Below are 18,876 nucleotides of genomic sequence, written 5' to 3'. Positions count from 1 at the left end.
CGTATCTATTCCCCTCTAAGCAGCTGCTGCATTTGCCATTCATAGGTGTTCATTCCCTCATACTCGGCGCCGTACAGCAAATCACCAAAAGGATTGATGTCTATCGGATAGGTCATGCCGCTTCCTCTTTGAACGAGCACATCAACGCCTGCCGCAGAACAGCCGGGAAAAGCTCGGAGCGCGGATTCAGCTGTCCTCTGCACTGCTGCCTTTACTTCTGCAGATAGCAGCTGATCGACATCCATCCTCCGTTCGTTGCGCAGATGAAGATTCGTAATTGGCGTGCTGCTTAAACGGAGTACCGTATGACAAGCCTTACCATCCACAACAAGCTGCCGTACATCAAACGACTTGCTCTCGAAGTTTTCCTTCTCAATCCATCGTTCAATATGTGCACCTTCCCGGCATACCCAATCGACCATTCGCCGAATGTCGGAGCGTTCCCGGTAACGCCGCAGCTTGCCTTCGTTGAAATAGCAAATGCCGCGGGCCCGTTCTTCTATGCCGATGGTCGTGATAGCAAGTTCATCGCCTGTACGAGGATTGATTTGATAGGCAATAACACCAGAAGCGCCCGATCCGCAAGCAAGCTTAATAAACAGACGCCTCATGCCGCTTACAGCAATCGCCGCTTGCAGCTCATCGTAATTTTTTATGCTTCCTGTAGGAGCTGGAAGAGCCGGCATGATGAGTCCATGGCGTGTGAGCAGCTGCCAGCAGCTTCTTTTGTCGAACATATTAGCTACGCTTCCCGGCGAGTTTACCCAGCTTGCGGAAACGCCTGATGCTTTAACCTCTGTATGCATAGCAGCAAGAAATCGGCAGTACCCGCGGTACCACTGTGCTGGATAATAGATTCGTCCTTGCTCCAGCGGCAGCTGCTGCGCTTCCTCCGCGGATATCGAAATATTGTGCGGCAGAGAGCCCGCTGACCAGAATAAGTCATCGCCACTTCGGTCAGCCGCACCCCATGCGATCAACTGTCGTTCAACGGCTTGATCCTCACCTGGCGCATCAAGCCGAATAATGACCTTATCCGCTCCTGCATATTCTCGCAAAATATCTTGAATAAACACGGTTCGCTTAAGCAGCTGCTCATAGGAGAGCACAACAGCAGGAGCGAGCCCCTGCTTCCTTCTTGCTGCCTGCAAGCCGAATGTTCGTTTGTTTGACGGATTTCCGATGAGCAAATAAGGAGCTTCGGCAGCGCCGTCGTTTTTAAAATGATCCATTATTCGGTAAGGAACGGATAACGCCAATCATCTTCATCCGTTTCCTGCTGGTCCGTCACATCTACTGACAGGCCTGCTTGCTTCCAGCGAAGCAGCAGCTCATCCGACATATAGTGGTAGCTCAGGTTAAGATGCTTCAGCTTCTTCACACGCTCGCTTGCAAGCAGTGCCTTGCCGCCTTCATCGGATAACGTGCCGTAAGAGAGATCAAGTATTTCCAACTGGTCCAAAATCGGCGCATCCGCGATCGCAATTGCGATTTCGTCCTGAATTTCACTATCCTTCAAGCCTAAGTATGTAAGCTTTGGAAACAGATCACCTTGCAACAGCGGCATGACATCCTCTATTCCGCCGTCAAAACCGTAATCATCTACGCCCAGATAAAGCTCAAGCTTCTTCAGCTCAGGCAGCTTTGCACTCGTTATTTCCTCTAGTACAGACTTCGGAAGCCCTCCGCAAATAATAACGAGCTCTTGCAGCTTCTCGTGTACAAGAGGCTGCAAGCTTAACTCTTGGCTGCCCTTGATCGACAATGACTGCAAATTCGGGAATGCCGCAAGCAGCGGTGAAAGGTTCGTCTGATTAATCCAGGAAACCTCACATTCCTCAAAACCCATATCTCCAATAAATAATTTCGTTAAATTGGGAAAAGAATCTTTGTGGCTGATCAATGATTCCAAGAAGCTGTCCGGAGAATTCTCATACGCCTGACCCCAATCGCCAATCGTTAGTATAGACAGCTTCTCGCCATCTGCGCTAGATGCCAATTTCTCAATCAGTTCAGACATCCTTACGCCTTCTTCATACTCGTCATAACCTACCGATAAGCGAATTTCAATCAAGATGATCCCTCCAATAGTTTCCATGTGAAGTTAGAGTAACATGGACTTTTTCGATGCGTCAATGGTCTCAGGGTCTTATCTGTCTTGGCTTCATAAAAATAAAGCCGAGCAGCGCAGAAAACAGCGCTCTCAGCTATTTGAATTTAGTGCAGTGCTTTGCGAAGTACAAATTCGATGAGTCGCCAAGGGAACAGCTTTTTCATAACAAAAATCATCTTCGCATCATTTCCGCACACATAACGAAGCTTCGGACGGAGGGATTGGCAAATTTTCACGATCGTGTTCGCAACCTGAATCGGATTAGGCGCATTTTTCTCCGACTTTTTATTGAATTGATTAAAGCGCTCAATCATTTTGCTGTAAGGGGAGTTTTGTTCCGCACGAAACACATGCTTTGCTGCAATGCCAGTATCGTAAGTACCGGGTTCTACGAGTACGACCGGGATGGAAAATGGCAGCAGCTCTAGACGCAGCGCTTCACTAAAGCCCTCTAATGCAAATTTCGAGGCCGAATACGCACCCGTGTTGGAAAAACCAAGAATGCCTGCTCCGCTGCTAATATTAATAATTTTGCCTTGGCTGCGGACTCGCATATGGGGCAGAACCGCTTTCGTAACAGCAACGGTACCAAAGAAATTCGTATCGAATTGAGCACGCCAATCCACCATCGGTATTTCCTCAACGACGCCCATTACGGCATAACCCGCATTATTTACGAGCACATCGATTCTGCCCCAGCGCTCCATTACCTGCCCGATGACTTCCACTATGTTGCCAGAATCGGTAATATCAAGCCTCATTATTGCAATATGATCTAGTACGCCGTTCTCATTTGCTTTTGCAAGCACGTCTTCCTTTTTCCCGATGTCCCTCATTGTTGCGATTACAAAGTAGCCTTCTTGCGCTAAGCGAATCGAAGTCAAAAGCCCAAACCCACTGGATGCTCCCGTAATCAATGCAATAGGTCGATTGGTTACTTCTGCTACATTAGCCATCCTTAAGCCACCTCAATTCCTAGGAATGGTATACAATAACCTGTTGTATTGAGTATAGCTTATTTGGACAAAAATGGCTTGGATACCCGTTGGAACTGCATTAACGCTACAGCATGCTTTATTGTCGCGACTTACCTAACTACTCAATACTAAACTGCTGCTGTACGAGCTTAGCATATAATTCATGGTTCTCGAGCAGCTCTGCATGGGTACCCTGACCCGAAATTTCACCTTTCTCAAGCACAATGATTTGGTCGGCTCCACGAATCGTTGAAAGTCGATGGGCAATGACTAATGTCGTTCTTGCCGTCATAAGACCCTGAAGCGCTTCTTGTACTTGCATTTCCGAATCGCTGTCGAGGTGAGCCGTCGCTTCATCCAGCAGCAGTATATCAGGATTTCGCAAAATAGCCCGGGCAATCGCCAGCCGTTGACGCTGGCCTCCCGAAAGCTTAACGCCTCTTTCTCCAACCTCCGTGTCATAACCTTCAGGAAGCGAATCGATAAAAGTTGTCAAATTCGCTTGATCGACAGCTTCCCTGATTTTCGCCTCGCTCACATCCTCCAGCCCATAAGTAAGATTGTGACGAATCGAGCCTTGCATCATCGGGCTATCTTGTGAAACATAAGCAATCCGCTTTCGCCAATCTTCCAGCGCCATGGACGCGATCTGTTCCCCGCCATACGTTATGGCGCCCTCGGTTGGATTATAGAACCGTTCCAGCAGCGAGAACAGCGTTGTCTTGCCTGTGCCGCTCGGGCCTACAAACGCCGTTACTTGTCCCTGCTCCACTTGAAACGAGAGCGAATGAAGCAGCGGCCGATCCTCCGAATATCCGAAGCTTACCTGTTCAAATTTAATAAAGGAATGATGGTCTTTCTCGTGAAGGACTGCTGCCGCAATCTCATGGCTGGACTGCTCCTCCTTCTCATTTAGCAGCTCCAAAATACGTTCTGAAGCACCCATCGCCTTCTGGAATTGCGTGAAGAACGAAGCCATCTGCGTAAACGGCATAACAATTTGGAACATATACAAAATGACAGCAACCAGCTCTCCGCCCGTTAAAGTGCCCTGTGCGACCCTTACACCGCCATAACCGATTAATATAACAAGTATGAGCAGCATCACCGTCATCATTAAAGGGGTTACGATTGACATGATTCGGGCTTCCTGCAAGCCAAATGTAAACAAATGCGAGATTCGCTTGTCGCCTTGACGATTTTCTACCGGCTCAGCAAGCGATGCCTTCACAAGCCGAATATCGGAGAGCACACGGCCAAGATCGCCTTGAAATAATGCAGTTTCATCCTGCATGGATTTGGATACTGTGAACATTTTGGTGCCTAGCGGCCATAGAACAAGAAGTGCTACCGGAACGGCAATCAGCATAAGCAGCGTGAGCTTCCAATCAATCAGCAGCAGGAGAATGACGCCGCCTATAATAGATACAATTCCTCCAAAAAACGATATTACATGGCCGATGATAAAATCTTTGATCACATTTGTATCATTCGTAACACGGCTCATCGTCTCGCCGGAATTGTTGCGATCAAAAAACGGTACTGGCAGCTTTATCACTCGGTTCCATACTTCACGTCGCAAGCCTGCAATAACATACTGACCTACATAGGACATCGTATAGACCGAGAAACCTGACATAATGGTCTGGACTAGAAACACTGCTCCAAGCACAACAAACGTCATCGTTTGGATGGTCGATTGCGATAACTCCTCGACTAAATTTTTCGTCAATAAAGGAATGAGCAGCGAGAGCAGCGTCTCTCCGAGTCCTAGTACAACGGCAACGATAATTAAAAACTTAGCGGGTCTATGCTTTGCGATCAGCTTGAAAAATTGTGAAACGCCAATGGTTGCCTTCGGCATATCTGCTTCAACATTATTTTTCATCGGTTATCCCTGCTTTCAACATTTTCAATGCCTCAAGATGATCGAAAGTAACGGCTAAGAAGGCTTCTTCATCCTTCGTAAACAAATTTGGGAATAAAATAGGATCAAAGGAATGAGCTGGATCGTTCAGCACCTCTAATTGCGCAAGCTCCTCTTCACTAAATCTCTCTAAGACAGGTGACAGCAGCTCCTCTAAGAGCGCAACAAGACTCAGTCCGCAAGCAAGCACCTCTTCGTCCAGAGGCTGTTTTCCTTGCTTGTAAAGTTCCTTTAGCTCCATGGCGAACACCGTTATTTTACTTTCAAATGCCGATCTGATTTCCGAGTCTATCCCCTCCATAAATATCGCATCTACTAAAGAAGGCGGCATTTGCGTTGACAGCCATTCCTTCTGCTGCTGCTCATGCTGAATATGTTGAATAAACACGAGCAATGAATTGCTGTCGACCTTGCCCGCTCCCTCCAAAATTTTCTGCATCCGTCCAATGGTGTCTATTACACGTTCCAAATGCGCCTGCTTTTTCTTAAGCATCTCATATTGCGAAGCTAATGAGTGCTGCAAGTCCTCCTCCGGACGCTGCAAATAAGCAGAAATGTCCTCTAATGAGAAATCCAAATATTTTAACGTTAAAATCTTTTGCAGTTGAATTAAATCTTGATCCGTATAAAAGCGATGCCCATGCGCGTTTCGGCTGGACGGCTTAAGCAGTCCCTGTCGATCGTAATAACGGAGCGTTCGCTCAGTAACTTTTGTCAGCTTCGCGAATGCTCCAATCGCATAAGAAGAACTATTATTCATCTGTTCATTCCCCCTCTTGAACAGAGTATAACCCTTGACGTAACGTCAAGGGCAAGTGGCTTACAGGATGAAATTTATAATTTTTTGGAAATATTGTCTACTTTATGTCTGCTTAAAAGGGGTTTATCCTATCCTTTCCGCCCGTAAAAACACAAATTGATAATCGATAATATCATTTATTTTCTCTCAATTAATCTATTATTTTGTCGCTATAATTGAATACAAGCCCTAAATTTTATAAATAAAAAACAATTTTCTTCAATTCAAGGGTTGTAAATTATGGGAATTTATATATAATCAATTTGTGACCAAATTGTTACAGCACTATGAACTCAGAGGAGAGAAAGAATGGATAACTATCAGCAGCCCCCCGTAAATCCCGGTGTACCAGGATACGGGCATCAACAAAATCAGGAAATGTCGCCTGTCATTACAATTAAAGAGTGGATGCTCACTACACTCATTTTAATCATTCCGATCGTTAATGTTATTATGATGTTTGTATGGGCGTTTGGTGAAGGCAACCCAACGAAGAAAAACTATTTTAAAGCATCTTTAATTTGGGCAGCAATCATTCTCGTTATTTACATCATCATTTTCGTTATTTTTATTGCTGCAGCAGCTTCATCTTCTATGAGCGGCTAGTACAATAGTACATAATAGAAGTGAAAGTTTTTGAAAAAGGAATAAATAGCGGTACAGGGACGACCCCTGCATCGCTATTTTTTTATTCACACCTAAGCTAAAACAAAACAGGGGTTACCTCAAAAGTAATTAAATCCACTTTTGAGATAACCCCTTTATTGTAGATCGTTTACTCCACGGCGAGGAAGCGGTACACCTTGCTTGCATAATCGCCATAAAATTGCGGAGTTGCAAGTCCAGCATAAAGCAGCTGATCGCCGCCATATACCGTTTCTTCACCAAGCAGCTTGTAATCGCGGTTCGGATCAAGGCCTTTGAGGCAGAAGCGATTAAGCTTCAAATTTGGCTCTTGCAGAACAGTAACGAACACTACAAATGCTTCCTTTTTATCCTTGGAAACGAACATCCACGCCGTTTCATTGCCTTCGAACGGACTAAGCAGACGATAGAAATCTCCGAATTGCACAAGATGCCTTACATCCTTATAAAGAGCAACCTGTTCCTTAACGGTCGTCTTCTCTTCCTCCGTAAATTGAGTCAGATCAAGCTCATAACCAAAGTTTCCAGATAGCGCAACATTTCCTCTAGTTTCTAGGGAGGTTATCCGGTTCACTTGATGGTTAGGCACGGCTGATACGTGAGCACCCATCGCGCTAACCGGATAAACGATGCTTGTTCCGTATTGAATTTTCAAGCGAGATACCGCATCCGAATTGTCGCTTGTCCATGTTTGCGGCATGTAATACAGCATGCCCGCATCGAAGCGGCCGCCGCCGCCAGAGCAGCTCTCGAACAATACATCAGGGAAAGCAGACGTGATTTGCTCAAGCACGGAATAGAGACCCAGCATATAGCGATGAGCAGTCTCGCGTTGACGCTTGGCAGGCAGAAGTGCTGAACCGATCTCTGTCATATTGCGATTCATATCCCATTTCACGTACGTAATCGGCGCACTTGAAAGAATATCCGATATCGACTTAACGATATATTGTTGAACGTCCGCGCGTGACAAATCTAAAATGAGTTGATTTCTCGCTTGTGTCCGTCTGCGGCCGTCGATATGCAAGCACCAATCTGGATGAGCTTTGTACAGCTCGCTCTCAGGCGAAATCATTTCCGGCTCGAACCATAGGCCGAATTGCATATCTAGACGCTTCACGCGGCTAACCAAATCCTCTAAACCGTTTGGCAGCTTTTTCGGGTCAACAAACCAATCCCCGAGCGAAGTTGTGTCGTTGTCGCGTTTGCCGAACCAACCATCATCCAGTACGAACAGCTCGATGCCAAGCTCCTTGCCGGCACGCGCAATATCTTCGATTTTGTCCGCATTAAAGTTAAAATACGTCGCTTCCCAGTTGTTGACGAGTATCGGACGTGTTTGATCACGGAACGTGCCGCGAATTAAGCGAGCACGGTACAAATCATGGAAGCTGCGTGACATGCCGCCGAGGCCATGCTCAGAGTGAACCATTACCGCCTCTGGCGTTTGGAACTCCTCGCCCGGCTCCAATCGCCAATTAAAGTCGAATGGGTTAATGCCAATGAATAACCTAGCTGCATGGAATTGATCCACCTCGACGCCAGCCGTAAAATTACCGCTGTACACAAGGTTTACACCGTATACATCACCGTGATCCTCGGTAGAACCCTCAGAGAGCAAAGCGACAAACGGATTTTGCATATGGCTGCTTGAACCTCTGCGGCTCTCGATCGATTGCAAACCTGGCTCAAGCTTGCGCTTATGAATATGGCGCTCACGAATCCAAGCACCAGAGAGCTGCAGCATCTCAAAGTTGTCATGCGCAAAGTCCAAGCTCATGCTGAACGCGCGCTGTAAATCCAAAGTATCAGTACCGTTGTTGACGATTCTAGCTGAACGGGCAATCGCATCGTAGTTTTCAAATACGGTATAAGACAAAATGACGGACAAGCCTGTCAGATCATCTTTCAGCGTGATCTCAAGCGTTTGCGCTTCGGAGTCGTTCTCAATATACGTTGCAGGCAATCCAGCAAGCGCCGGCTTTCCATCCACAATGCGGTGCGAATCAAAGCGCAGATCCGTTACTGTTGTTCCATTTGGAAGCTTGACCTGGAATGCAGGCATGCGGAAATCAGAGTTGCCGTATGCAGGATACTCATGCGGAAGCGTATCCAGCGACAGTTCCAATTGGTCCAGCTCTGTGCTAGGCGTGAATGAAGCCCGCTCCTTAAGCTCAAATAAACGCTCCAGCTGCACGCCGCGAATTTTTTTGCCCCAATAGACATGTGCAGGATAACCTGATTTCGTAATATGGATAACATAGCTTGTATCCTTCGCTTGCAGGTGGAATACCGAGAGCTGTTGATCATATTGAATAGACAAAATAATAACCTCCTAAAAGTTTATATAAATGAATACTTACGATTTCACAGAGCTGCCGCAGCTTTCCCGCACGATGAGTGTCGTATTAACGGTCATATGAACAGCTGCCTCACGGCCTTCGATCCGCTCAAGCAGCAGTTGTACCGCCGTTCTGCCCATATGCTCAGTATGCGCGCGAACCGTCGTTAGCGGCGGATTCAAAAATGCAGAGATTTCAATGTCATCAAAACCTACAATCGCCATATCCTCAGGAACCCGAAGACCATGCTCATGCAGCGCGCGCAAAGCACCTACAGCCATGGGATCACTTCCAATAAAACAAGCGGTTGGCCGCGAGCTTTGCTGAAGCATCTGATTCATCGCCTCATATCCGCTGTTTGAAGACCAATATGCCTTAATGACGAAGTTTTCATCATAAAGACCGCGCTCACGCATCTCCTTCTCGAAAAAAACACGGCGAAGCTCATCCGTCTCTGTACTCTCAAATTGACGATTCAGACGATGGATATAATCATTCCCGCCGATGTAGCCTATTTTTTGGTGTCCTAGTTCTCTAAGATGTTTGATTACTGCTCGGGTTGCTTGCTCAAAATGCAGCTTTACGGTGTCATACTCATACAGCTCGCCTGAATGGTTTACAAATACAAGCCGATTTCCGTTGCTATACAACTGATTAACATCCTCATCATGAATGGAGCCTACAACAATCACACCATCCAGCTCGTTGAACGACTGCATCTCCACTCGACTGTTGCCGCGAAGCACTTTCACAATGTTGATTCCAAGCTCCTCGCAGCGCGTTTCAATGCCTTTGCGAATGGAGGAGAAATAAGGATCATCATGCTCATCTTCCAGTGTCGACCACATGAGCAAACCGATTTGCTGACGCGAGAGCTGCTCTTCCTTCTTCATTCTTCGCAGCCTGGACGGCTTATATTGCAGCTGCTCGGCAATGCTGAATATTCGTGTACGCGTTTCCTCACTTACTGCCAAGGTGACATCATTGTTCAAAACCCTGGATACGGTAGCAGCTGAAACGCCTGCCTCCTGCGCAATATCTTTTATCGTTGCCATGCCACACTCCGAATTTAGTTAATAAATTTACTGAATAACAACTTTAGTTTAGCAGACGCTCGCAAAGTCCACAAGCACCCTATTGCATTTTTATTGAAATCACTTTTCATACCTAATGAAGAAGAAGCATTATCGGTGAATTTATGAATAACTAGATACAAAAACGATGGATTTGGTTTATGGGGAGTCTGCTTAAAGGCAACGGATGAACTAATCGGTGATTGTGGCCTTGTTAAACAAACGATCGATGGAACAATTGAGGTGGAAATCGGCTACCATATAAATAAAAAATATTGGTCCAAAGGATTCGCCTCTGAAGCAGCCATGGCTTGCAAGCAATATGGTTTTCATCACTTAGGCTTGCAAAAATTAATCAGTATTATAGACCCCAATAATTTAGCGTCCATTCGTGTTGCCGAGAAAATTGGATTTTCCAAAGAAAGAGAAGCTTTTATTTTCAACAAAAATCATACTATTTATGCAGGCTTCCACACTTAATCTTACTGATGTTCCTCCCTTTAAYGGCATCCAATCTTCCATAAAGACATAAAAAAAAGCAGTCGACTGCCTCCTCCAAAAAGGGGCAGCCCCGCTTAAAAATCTTTTCGCCTCATAATTAGTATACCTATGCCGAGCAGAGCAGCCGTGTAAATACCGCAATAAATTAAAAAGGAATTTGATGCCGCCCCGTTAATAGAGAAAATACTTAGCTCTGCGTTAATGTTATATAAACCTCTAAGCTCAGAGATTGAAAATAATTCGTTTAGCATGCGCTGCTGCAAAGTATCCGCCGGCATAGCCAGCTTAATTAAGCCTGTTATAGTCTCAAGTGTTTGCATCCCTTTCATTTGAATCCTACCTGTGCTCATAAACCGGCCAATCGTACTGCCAAGCCAGCCCATACCGAAGAGCATCGTCATCCAAATGCCGTTTCCTAAAGGACTTAAATAACAGGAGCCAAGCATCGTTAAGGATACTAATAGCGGAATAACAGACATAAAAAACAAAAGTGATTTGAAGTACACCATCATGCTGAATAAGACGCCAGTTTCTGCCCAGCTGATAAGAATAATTGAGCTGAATAACAGGAATGCATATAACGCAACATAACTGACAAAGCCGAGCCATCTGCCCAAAAACCACTTCCAGCGCGCAATGGGCCTTGCGAGTACGGATTGAAGAACGCCTTGCTCTGCTTCCCCTGTCACAGCCGCAACGGAGCTGAATATAGAAAGGAAGGCAACGGCAAAAGCGCCAAAGAAGAAACCTAATGTCATAATCATTGCACTGCGGGCAAAATTTTCGAATAAGTTCATAGAAGTCGCAACATTCACCTCGCCACCGGCGATAGCATCAGCAATAAACCAGTAAGCAATCCAGAAGAGAACCGTCATGATGATCGTCATAAGCGTCACTCTTTTACGAACGAGCTCCTTCCAAGTTAGGCCCCAAACCGCGATCATCTGCGCTCCCCCCTATGCTCAAGACCCGTTACGGCCTGCATAAACCACTCATCGAGCCGTGATTGCAATTTCCCAACCTCATACAGCGTCAATCCCAGCTCAATAAGAATGTAATTGACCAATCCTATTTGCTCGTCATTTTCCAGTTCAATCTCAAGCCATACAGATGCATCATCATGCTCAGCGTTCGACACGATCACATTCGCGCCTAACAGCTGCTGAATACGTTCAGCTGCTAAAGGGGTATAACCGCTGACACGCAAACGCCAGATCGACTGCGAGCTCAGCACATCGGATACCTTTCCTTCCGCCAGCACTTTTCCGTTATTCAGTAGAGCGACCTTATCGCATAACTGTTCCACATCCTCAAGCAAATGCGAATTAAGAAAGATCGTTTTCCCTTGGCTTCTCAGCCTAGCAAGCAAATCTCGCACCTCATGCCTGCCAACGGGATCAAGCGCCGAAGCCGGCTCATCAAGAAAAACGATATCCGGATTTGTGAGTAAAGCGCATGCGAGTCCAAGCCGCTGCTGCATCCCCTTCGAATACCCTTTGAGCCTGTCGCTTCCCCGGCTGCCAATGCCCACATCGTCCAGAAGCTGATGAATGCGTCGTTTGGCCATAGAGCGGTCCAGCTCACACAACTTTGCATGAAAAGCCAAAACCTCTTCGCCCGTCAACCAATCCGGATAACGAAACAACTCAGGCAAATAGCCAAATCTCCGTCTAGCCTCGATTGATCCTGAAGGCTGTCCGAAGATTTGAGCTTTACCTGAGGTTGGTTTAATAAGGCCTGTGAGCATTTTCACTATCGTGCTTTTTCCCGCTCCATTAGGACCGAGGAAGCCAAAGGCTTCCCCTTCTCTAATCGTCAGTGTAACATCGTGGCAGCCGCGTCCTTCACCGTAATCCTTGCATAATCCGATGGTTTCAATAGCAACAGCACTCATGGATGAATCAGCTCCGCAATAAGAGACTGTACTTTTTGTTTGTCCTCAAAATCGTTAAAGTGTGCGCTTGCTACAACGCCATCTTTAAGCCACATCGCATTTGCATAACTATGGTCAGCGGATTGATTCAAATATACATCAACCCCTTCAATAACGATTTTCTCCGGCTTTTCATTTGTAATGAGCGGAAATGGAATTTCTCCATTTTCCATGTTTGATGCTTGCATAAGCGATTTGCGCAAATGATCAGGAAGCGCTGGGAAGCGAATGATAGCCTCATAGGCATCCTTTGCATCCACTGAAGGATCAATTTTGATGCTAGGCTGCTTAATATATTCAACCCATAGGCTTTGCTTAGAAGTACTTCCTTCCTTAGGTTCATACGTGATCGTTACACCTTGGCCTGTGTTAAATTCAATTGCTTTGCCGTCTACTGATTTCGGCAGCAGCTTATCCGCGCCCAGCTTACGCATTGCACTATTGATTTCATCCACATTTAGGCGGAAGGCAATCGTCTGCGCTGACATCGATGATATGGCACCTAACTGAATCCCTGGAACCGTCAATGTTGGAACAGCAAAGCCCAGCTCCTTAGAAGCTTGTTCTACGCTCATCTTTGACCAGCTTCCGACAGTCGTCTGCTCGAAGGTGCCGAAACGGTTAACGGTTTCACGCGTTTCGCCATCCTTCATGAAGCTGTTCATGAGCGACTCCAAATCATTTTGCTGCACAATCATTACGTTATCCATTCGGAACGTATTAAGCCATGCCGCCAATGATTCATTTGTTGAGGGCGTCGCAATAACTACCGTAATGATAGCTGCTGCGCATGCTGCTATTGTTTTGCCAACGTTCTTTTTGAACCAGCGGCCTGCCGCCCCACTTTTATTCGGTTTATTAGCAGCTGGACTGGATGAAGTACGAGCTCGTCCTAACGGAACCACATTTGCTTGCATTTGTTCAGGATACGTTTGAACGGTAGCAGCTTTTGTTTGCGCAGCGCTAGCTGCAGCTGTTGACTCCTTATTGAGCTCATCAGCGTGCTTGCCTTGTTCTTCCCATTTCTCCCAAAGCGGCGATTGCTCTGAGGCTTGAAGCTGTTTCTCTAGACGCGCCCATGCAGCCGACATTTGCTCTGCTTCTTTTTTGTTTATTTCATCATTTTTTGTCATCTTGAATTCCTCCTAAAAGGTTTTGACCTTTCATGCTAAGTGCAGCAGGCGCTGGCCATCGCACATCATTCATGAGACAAAGCTCCTTCTGCCTTATGCGCATGGCGCTTCAGCCTAGCCCCGGCTCTGCGCAGCATCGTCCCGACCTGCGGCTGCCGCAGCTGGAGCTGCTCTGCGATTTCCGCATAGCTGTATCCTTCATATCGGAGCAGAAGCATTTTTTTGTCCCGTTCGGGCAGCGTATCTAACCAGCCTCTAACCCGTTCCTGCTCGTCCTTATCAATCAACTGCTGTTCATTCGACTGAACCGCTTGCGGCTGTGCGAGTATGCTTTGTTCCTGCTTTTGTGTTAGAGCACGCTCTCGTGCTTTTTTATCCATATAATCATAAGCCAGCCTCGTTAATACACGATGAAGCCAGCCTCCTATTGCTTCAGGCTGATCCGGTGGATTCCGGTAAAGCCTTAGAAATGTTTCCTGGGCAAGATCCTCCGCAGCTGCTTCATCGCGTATAAGTGCGACAAGCTTTCGTCTAACCGTAGGATAATGTGCATTAAACTGTTGACGAAACAAATCCGGCGCCGAATGTTCCATTCCGTTTACCTCCTTACGTTTTTTGCTCAAGCTATAAAGAAGACGATGCCTTCGATCATTTTGTAACACCTATCGCTCAACAATATTTTACCAAACGAATGTCATATTTATCGACAAGCCCAAGACGTAACAATTATACGAAAATAAAACTGGTCTAATAAAAAACCGCCTCCACGTTTGACGGGAGACGGAATGTCCATCAGGCTTCCTTATTATGTTCCATATACAGCTGTACAAATCTCGGTGCCGCAACAGGAGGGCTATAAATATATCCTTGAGCAGCATCGCAGTGGTGGTCGTTAATAATCCGCAGCTCTTCCTCTGTCTCTACTCCCTCGGTCACAACCTTTAAATTTAAATTGTGAGCGATGACGACGACCGATTTAAAAATCATTTGTTTCTTATAATCGTCTACGATGCCGCTTATAAAAGATTTATCGATCTTTAACGTGTGCAGAGGAATATTTTGCAAATAGCTGAGCGACGAATAACCCGTGCCAAAATCATCAAGCGACAGCTTAACGCCGAGCTGCTGAAGCTCATGCAGTATGTTAAGCGTGTGAGCCGCATTATCCATAAAAATCGACTCTGTAATTTCCAGCTCAATTTGATGAGGCCGAATCCCTGCATCCGAAATGATTCTTTCAATCGTATGGACGATTTGTTTCTGCTGGAATTGGATCATCGACATATTTACACTGATTGAGATCTGCTGCAGCCCCATGCGCTCCCATTCTTTAATTTGCTGGCAAGCTGTAAACAGCACCCATTCACCAAGCGAAATAATAAAGCCGGTTTTCTCCGCAATCGGGATGAAATCAAGCGGTGACACCATACCAAGCTCCGGGTGATTCCATCTAATTAATGCTTCCGCCCCATATATAGAGCCAGTAGCTAAATCAACCTTGGGCTGGTAATAAAGCATAAATTGGCCCAGCTCCAGCGCTTTGGACATGCTGCTCTCAAGAATAAGCTCCTTCTTCGTTACATCATTAATCGTAGGAGAATATAGTTTGCATGTATTTCGCTCTTTCTTCGCCACATACATCGCAATATCCGCTTCCTTCACCAGCTGGTCTGCAGTCGCAGGCGTCCATTCATGATGAATGCTCATTCCAATGCTTGCTGTAATATAAAACATCCGATCCTCAAGCCCAATGGGCTGGGAAATAGCTGATAAAATTTCTTCTGCTTTATGCATCGCCGCATGGAGAAAAGTAACTTGCTCTAGCAGCACGATATACTCGTCCCCCCCGAAGCGGAATACTTTCCCCGAGCTGCCGACGGTAATTATAATTCGATGCGCCATTTTCTGGAGCAATTGGTCACTCATCGTATGATCGAGCATATCATTTATCATTTTGAACCGATCAARGTCTATGAAAAGCAAAGCGATATGGCCTTGTTTCTTGTCCTGCTCCGCTAATTTCCCTTCCATATAGCGATGATAAGCATAGCGATTAGGAAGTCCCGTCATTAGATCATGTGTCGATTGGTATTCAATTAATTTCTCCGCTTCCTTGCGGTGGATAAGCATATGATTAAAATGATTAGCCATGTATTCAAACTCATCATTCGTATGAATGGTTAACTGCTGTTCTTCGCCTCCAATTGCGACAGCCGAGGTGGCTTGTACAACTTTATAAATATTAACTAAAATGATTTTCCTTACAAGCGACACCATGGCAATCGCCATCAAAAATAAAGCAATACCTGTGATGAGTATCGATTCCCAAAGGCTTTTGTAGTAATTAGAAAGCATGTTCTTTTTGGGGATGATTGTTTCGATATGCCATAATACATTGTGAACAAGAATCGGATGAAGCAAACGCAGCACAGTCTCTTTGTCCTGCGAGTCTCGTGTATAGGCAATTCTTGAATCCGTCCCTTTCATCGCCTCAAGTTCATCCTTATTTGACCATAACCGATACGATGTGTTCACAAGCTCAGGGTACTTGCCGTTAGCCAAATATTGATTATCCGACGTAATAATCGTGGAGTATCCTCCTAGCGGCCGGAAAGCTTCGATCTGTTTCTGCATCGATTCAAGTGAAATATCTGCTCCTACTATACCTAAAAACTCATTTTGCTCATTCAATAGAGGCAGCACAAGCGATATCATCATTATTGATTTGCCATCAACATCATAGGCATATGGCTCTATGAGTGAAAAAGATTTCGTAAGTTTAGGCGTTTGATAGAAGCTGCCTTTCTCCTTATCCTCGTAATTTGCAATGGCCAGCAGTTGAATGGACTGATCCTCGCGAACGACATAAGGAATGAAGCGCCCCGTAGCATCGTCATAGCTGTTTTTATTTTTGTAAAATGCATCTTTCCCGTCATAGGCATTAGGCTCCCACAACGTATAAACGCTTAATAGATCAGGATGCTTGATAAGCATTTGCTTAAGCAGCTCGACTATGTATTCACGATTTTGCATCTGGTTTTTGCCCATTTGAGTCATGGTTACTTCAAGCGTTTCCAGCATCATCATCGTTTGATCCATCGTTTTAGTGAAAGGATTTATGTAGGCCATGGATTCCGTCTGTGCAAGAAGCTCGCTTTCGCGCAGGTTGGAATGATAAAGCTTGATGAGGTGAGCGGTTACCAATAGACCAAATGAAAGAATAACTAGCAGGCCTATGGAAAATATTAATTTTTGAGCGATGCTTAGCCTAATCTTTCTCATCCGATCTATCAGCCCCTTGTTGTCGGAGAAAGCAGAAAACGACGTAATATGTCAAATTATGATACGGTTCTAGTATACTTGACATTTTGACCCAAACACAATGATAAAAATAGGATAATAACACTATATAATTCGACAAAAAACCACTTTATTTCTTTATTTTTTGAAACGACAAGGGTCTATCGCATCTATTCGTGTTTGTATGATATCTAGTAAAAAAGTCCAACACTTTTCATTTAAATCCATTATATCCACACGAAGAAAAGCCCCCTCTGTCTATGACAGGGGAGGCGATGGAATCGTTCACTTACACTTGATTTTGTTTGTTCTTCTCTTTAACATCATTATCCTCGTTGCTGCGGTCATGATCCTCTAAGCGATGGGGACGTTTGCCTTTTCCGCCATGCAGCTTATATAGCTCTTCGCGCAGCTGCTCCGACGTCTTGCCTTCTGTTTTAATGCCATGTTCCTTCGCAATCTCACGCAAATGCTCCAGCCGCTTCGCTTGATGCTCTGCTTTAAATGCTTCCCATTTATCTTTATTGGCAAGCTTCGCAGCCTCTACTTCCTTCTTCAGCTGGTCCACTGACTTGCCATCGGCTTGAATACCAAAATAGGTCGCTATTTCCTTCAGCTTCTCCAGCCGGTAAGCCTCAAAATCTTTGCGGGTCATTTTGCCTTTGAAATGCTTATGCTCTTTGTCTATATCAGACTCTTTAGGGTGAAGAACCACTAGTGAAGCATCAGGCAAAGCAGTAACCGACTTCGCTGCCCATACGGGAGCGACTGAAAACAGTACAAGCAGCGCTACCATAGGAATAAACCATTTTCTAATCATTTGTTGCCACACCTTTCTATTACATTCGTGATGCAGAGACGATGGTCATGCCTCGTCAGCATTATTTTGCCCAAGCGATCACAGGAATAGACATGTTAATGGCAATTTTCGACATATCCCTACAGCAAGTTCATTACCCCTGCGTCTCTATGTTCAAATGCTGCTCAAGTAGCTCCAGCTCATTTTGCAGCCATTCTTTGGAAAAATGCTCTCCGATAAATACCGCAACATCGTTTACATGTCCTTGCGGCTCGATTCTCATAAAATCAGATTCCTTATATGCATATTGGAACAGGAACCGGCTAGGCGCATCCGTAAACGTCACAATCCCTTTTGCGCGGTAAATGTTAGCTGGAAGCTTTTGCAGCAGAGATTCAAAGGCTTCACTGCTCACCGGGCCGCGCCAATAATGCGTCACAACCATAACATGGTCATGCGAATGATGATGGCTGCTGTGGTTGTGGCTGCTAAGGTCATCATCATGGGAGTGAACGTCATCGCCGTGGTCATGGGTACATCCAGCTACTGAGCATACTTGGCTGTCATAGCTATGAACATGCGCGGCTGATGCGCGCTCTTGTATGTCTAAAGCTTCATCACCAGCATGCACAGGTGCATGGCGATCCGTATTTTCAGCTGTTTCAAGCCAGCTCCAATCGTCAATTGCGCAGCGCACGGTTGCTATAATTTGAGCATGGGCATTTAATTCCCGCAGCTGCTGCTGCGCTTCAACAAGCTGATCCGGCTCAAGCTTGTCCGCCTTATTCAACAGCAAAATCGTAGCACATTTTATTTGCTCCAGCATCAGCTTGAACGTGCGACCCTTCCCGTCGCGGCTCCGCGCGAGCAACTCAGGACCATCAACAATCGTGATCACACTGCGTAGATCGATTTCCTTATACATCGCTGCCTCGGTTATCCCATCCAACGTCTCCATCGGATTGGCAGCACCAGTCGATTCAATAAAAATGACGTCAGGTTTATGCTCGTCAATGAGCATGCTGATCTCCATCCCCAAATCGCCCCGCATCGTGCAGCAGATACAGCCGCTTAGCATCTCAGCCATAGGCACTTCATCCCCTACAAGCTGACCATCAAGGTTAATATCGCCCAGCTCGTTCATAATGACCGCCGGCTTCAATCCCTGCGCGGTGTAATAATCCAACAATCTTCTCAGCAGCGTCGTCTTCCCGCTTCCAAGAAAACCAGACAGCAAATGAACCGGTATGTGTTTTTCTCTATTAGTCATTGTAAGTTCTCCTGTATGTAACAAATTTTAAACGCATTTGAATATTTCTATTATATCGTAATTG

At 45.7% G+C, this 18,876-nt stretch carries 15 protein-coding genes and 1 pseudogene; 2 read left to right on the top strand and 14 right to left on the bottom strand.

Going from position 1 to position 18,876, the window contains the following annotated elements; genetic code table 11:
* Nucleotides 1-5: 5 nt before the first annotated feature.
* The 5 genes from AC1DPK_RS25960 to AC1DPK_RS25940 form a co-directional block, all read right to left on the bottom strand.
* A complete protein-coding gene (locus tag AC1DPK_RS25960) occupies nucleotides 6-1,259 on the bottom strand; it encodes an STM4014 family protein (RefSeq protein WP_477512091.1) in 1,254 nt (417 codons plus the stop codon).
* Nucleotides 1,232-2,071 carry an STM4015 family protein gene (locus tag AC1DPK_RS25955; RefSeq protein ID WP_179089872.1) on the bottom strand — a complete coding sequence of 280 codons (840 nt, stop codon included), beginning with the start codon at nucleotides 2,069-2,071 and terminating at the stop codon, nucleotides 1,232-1,234. The genes AC1DPK_RS25960 and AC1DPK_RS25955 overlap by 28 nt, the downstream gene beginning before the upstream one ends.
* Nucleotides 2,072-2,217: 146 nt before the next feature.
* Complete coding sequence (locus AC1DPK_RS25950) at nucleotides 2,218-3,069, bottom strand: SDR family oxidoreductase (protein WP_477512090.1); 852 nt, start codon at nucleotides 3,067-3,069, stop codon at nucleotides 2,218-2,220.
* Between the two features lie 139 nt (nucleotides 3,070-3,208).
* On the bottom strand, nucleotides 3,209-4,978 hold the full coding sequence (locus AC1DPK_RS25945) for an ABC transporter ATP-binding protein (RefSeq protein WP_477512089.1): 1,770 nt from the start codon (nucleotides 4,976-4,978) through the stop codon (nucleotides 3,209-3,211).
* Complete coding sequence (locus tag AC1DPK_RS25940; protein WP_441877041.1) at nucleotides 4,968-5,777, bottom strand: MerR family transcriptional regulator; 810 nt, start codon at nucleotides 5,775-5,777, stop codon at nucleotides 4,968-4,970. The genes AC1DPK_RS25945 and AC1DPK_RS25940 overlap by 11 nt, the downstream gene beginning before the upstream one ends.
* A gap of 348 nt (nucleotides 5,778-6,125) precedes the next feature.
* Here AC1DPK_RS25940 and AC1DPK_RS25935 point away from each other — a divergent pair, with 348 nt between their 5' ends.
* Entirely contained in the window at nucleotides 6,126-6,422 is a 297-nt protein-coding gene (locus tag AC1DPK_RS25935; protein ID WP_441877044.1) for a hypothetical protein, read from the top strand.
* A 169-nt stretch (nucleotides 6,423-6,591) separates the two neighbouring features.
* Here the strand turns inward: AC1DPK_RS25935 and AC1DPK_RS25930 are convergent, their stop codons facing one another.
* On the bottom strand, nucleotides 6,592-8,784 hold the full coding sequence (locus AC1DPK_RS25930) for an alpha-galactosidase (protein ID WP_477512088.1): 2,193 nt from the start codon (nucleotides 8,782-8,784) through the stop codon (nucleotides 6,592-6,594).
* A gap of 36 nt (nucleotides 8,785-8,820) precedes the next feature.
* Complete coding sequence (locus tag AC1DPK_RS25925) at nucleotides 8,821-9,858, bottom strand: LacI family DNA-binding transcriptional regulator (RefSeq protein ID WP_430057338.1); 1,038 nt, start codon at nucleotides 9,856-9,858, stop codon at nucleotides 8,821-8,823.
* Between the two features lie 153 nt (nucleotides 9,859-10,011).
* Between AC1DPK_RS25925 and AC1DPK_RS25920 the strand changes: the two are divergent.
* Nucleotides 10,012-10,356, top strand: a pseudogene (locus tag AC1DPK_RS25920) (GNAT family N-acetyltransferase); the annotation flags it as partial.
* Between the two features lie 95 nt (nucleotides 10,357-10,451).
* On the opposite strand, the gene AC1DPK_RS25915 reads toward AC1DPK_RS25920, so the two are convergent.
* From AC1DPK_RS25915 to AC1DPK_RS25885, 7 genes are all read right to left on the bottom strand, one after another.
* Entirely contained in the window at nucleotides 10,452-11,321 is an 870-nt protein-coding gene (locus AC1DPK_RS25915) for an ABC transporter permease subunit (RefSeq protein WP_477512087.1), read from the bottom strand.
* A complete protein-coding gene (locus AC1DPK_RS25910; protein WP_477512086.1) occupies nucleotides 11,318-12,271 on the bottom strand; it encodes an ABC transporter ATP-binding protein in 954 nt (317 codons plus the stop codon). The genes AC1DPK_RS25915 and AC1DPK_RS25910 overlap by 4 nt, the downstream gene beginning before the upstream one ends.
* Nucleotides 12,268-13,443 carry a hypothetical protein gene (locus tag AC1DPK_RS25905; protein ID WP_477512085.1) on the bottom strand — a complete coding sequence of 392 codons (1,176 nt, stop codon included), beginning with the start codon at nucleotides 13,441-13,443 and terminating at the stop codon, nucleotides 12,268-12,270. The genes AC1DPK_RS25910 and AC1DPK_RS25905 overlap by 4 nt, the downstream gene beginning before the upstream one ends.
* A gap of 65 nt (nucleotides 13,444-13,508) precedes the next feature.
* Nucleotides 13,509-14,036: a sigma-70 family RNA polymerase sigma factor gene (locus tag AC1DPK_RS25900; protein ID WP_477512084.1), complete on the bottom strand. Its 528-nt coding sequence runs from the start codon at nucleotides 14,034-14,036 to the stop codon at nucleotides 13,509-13,511.
* Nucleotides 14,037-14,235: 199 nt separating this feature from the next.
* Complete coding sequence (locus AC1DPK_RS25895; RefSeq protein ID WP_477512083.1) at nucleotides 14,236-16,725, bottom strand: EAL domain-containing protein; 2,490 nt, start codon at nucleotides 16,723-16,725, stop codon at nucleotides 14,236-14,238.
* Nucleotides 16,726-17,032: 307 nt separating this feature from the next.
* A complete protein-coding gene (locus AC1DPK_RS25890) occupies nucleotides 17,033-17,563 on the bottom strand; it encodes a hypothetical protein (RefSeq protein WP_477512082.1) in 531 nt (176 codons plus the stop codon).
* A gap of 133 nt (nucleotides 17,564-17,696) precedes the next feature.
* Nucleotides 17,697-18,812 (bottom strand): CobW family GTP-binding protein, encoded by a 1,116-nt coding sequence (locus tag AC1DPK_RS25885; protein ID WP_477512081.1) that lies wholly within the window; start codon nucleotides 18,810-18,812, stop codon nucleotides 17,697-17,699.
* Nucleotides 18,813-18,876 lie beyond the last annotated feature (64 nt).

The sequence above is a fragment of the Paenibacillus sp. 01T424 genome, assembly GCF_056398745.1.
The sequence above is the reverse complement of the archived record's forward strand: the minus strand, read 5'-3'. Positions and strand labels throughout refer to the sequence as shown.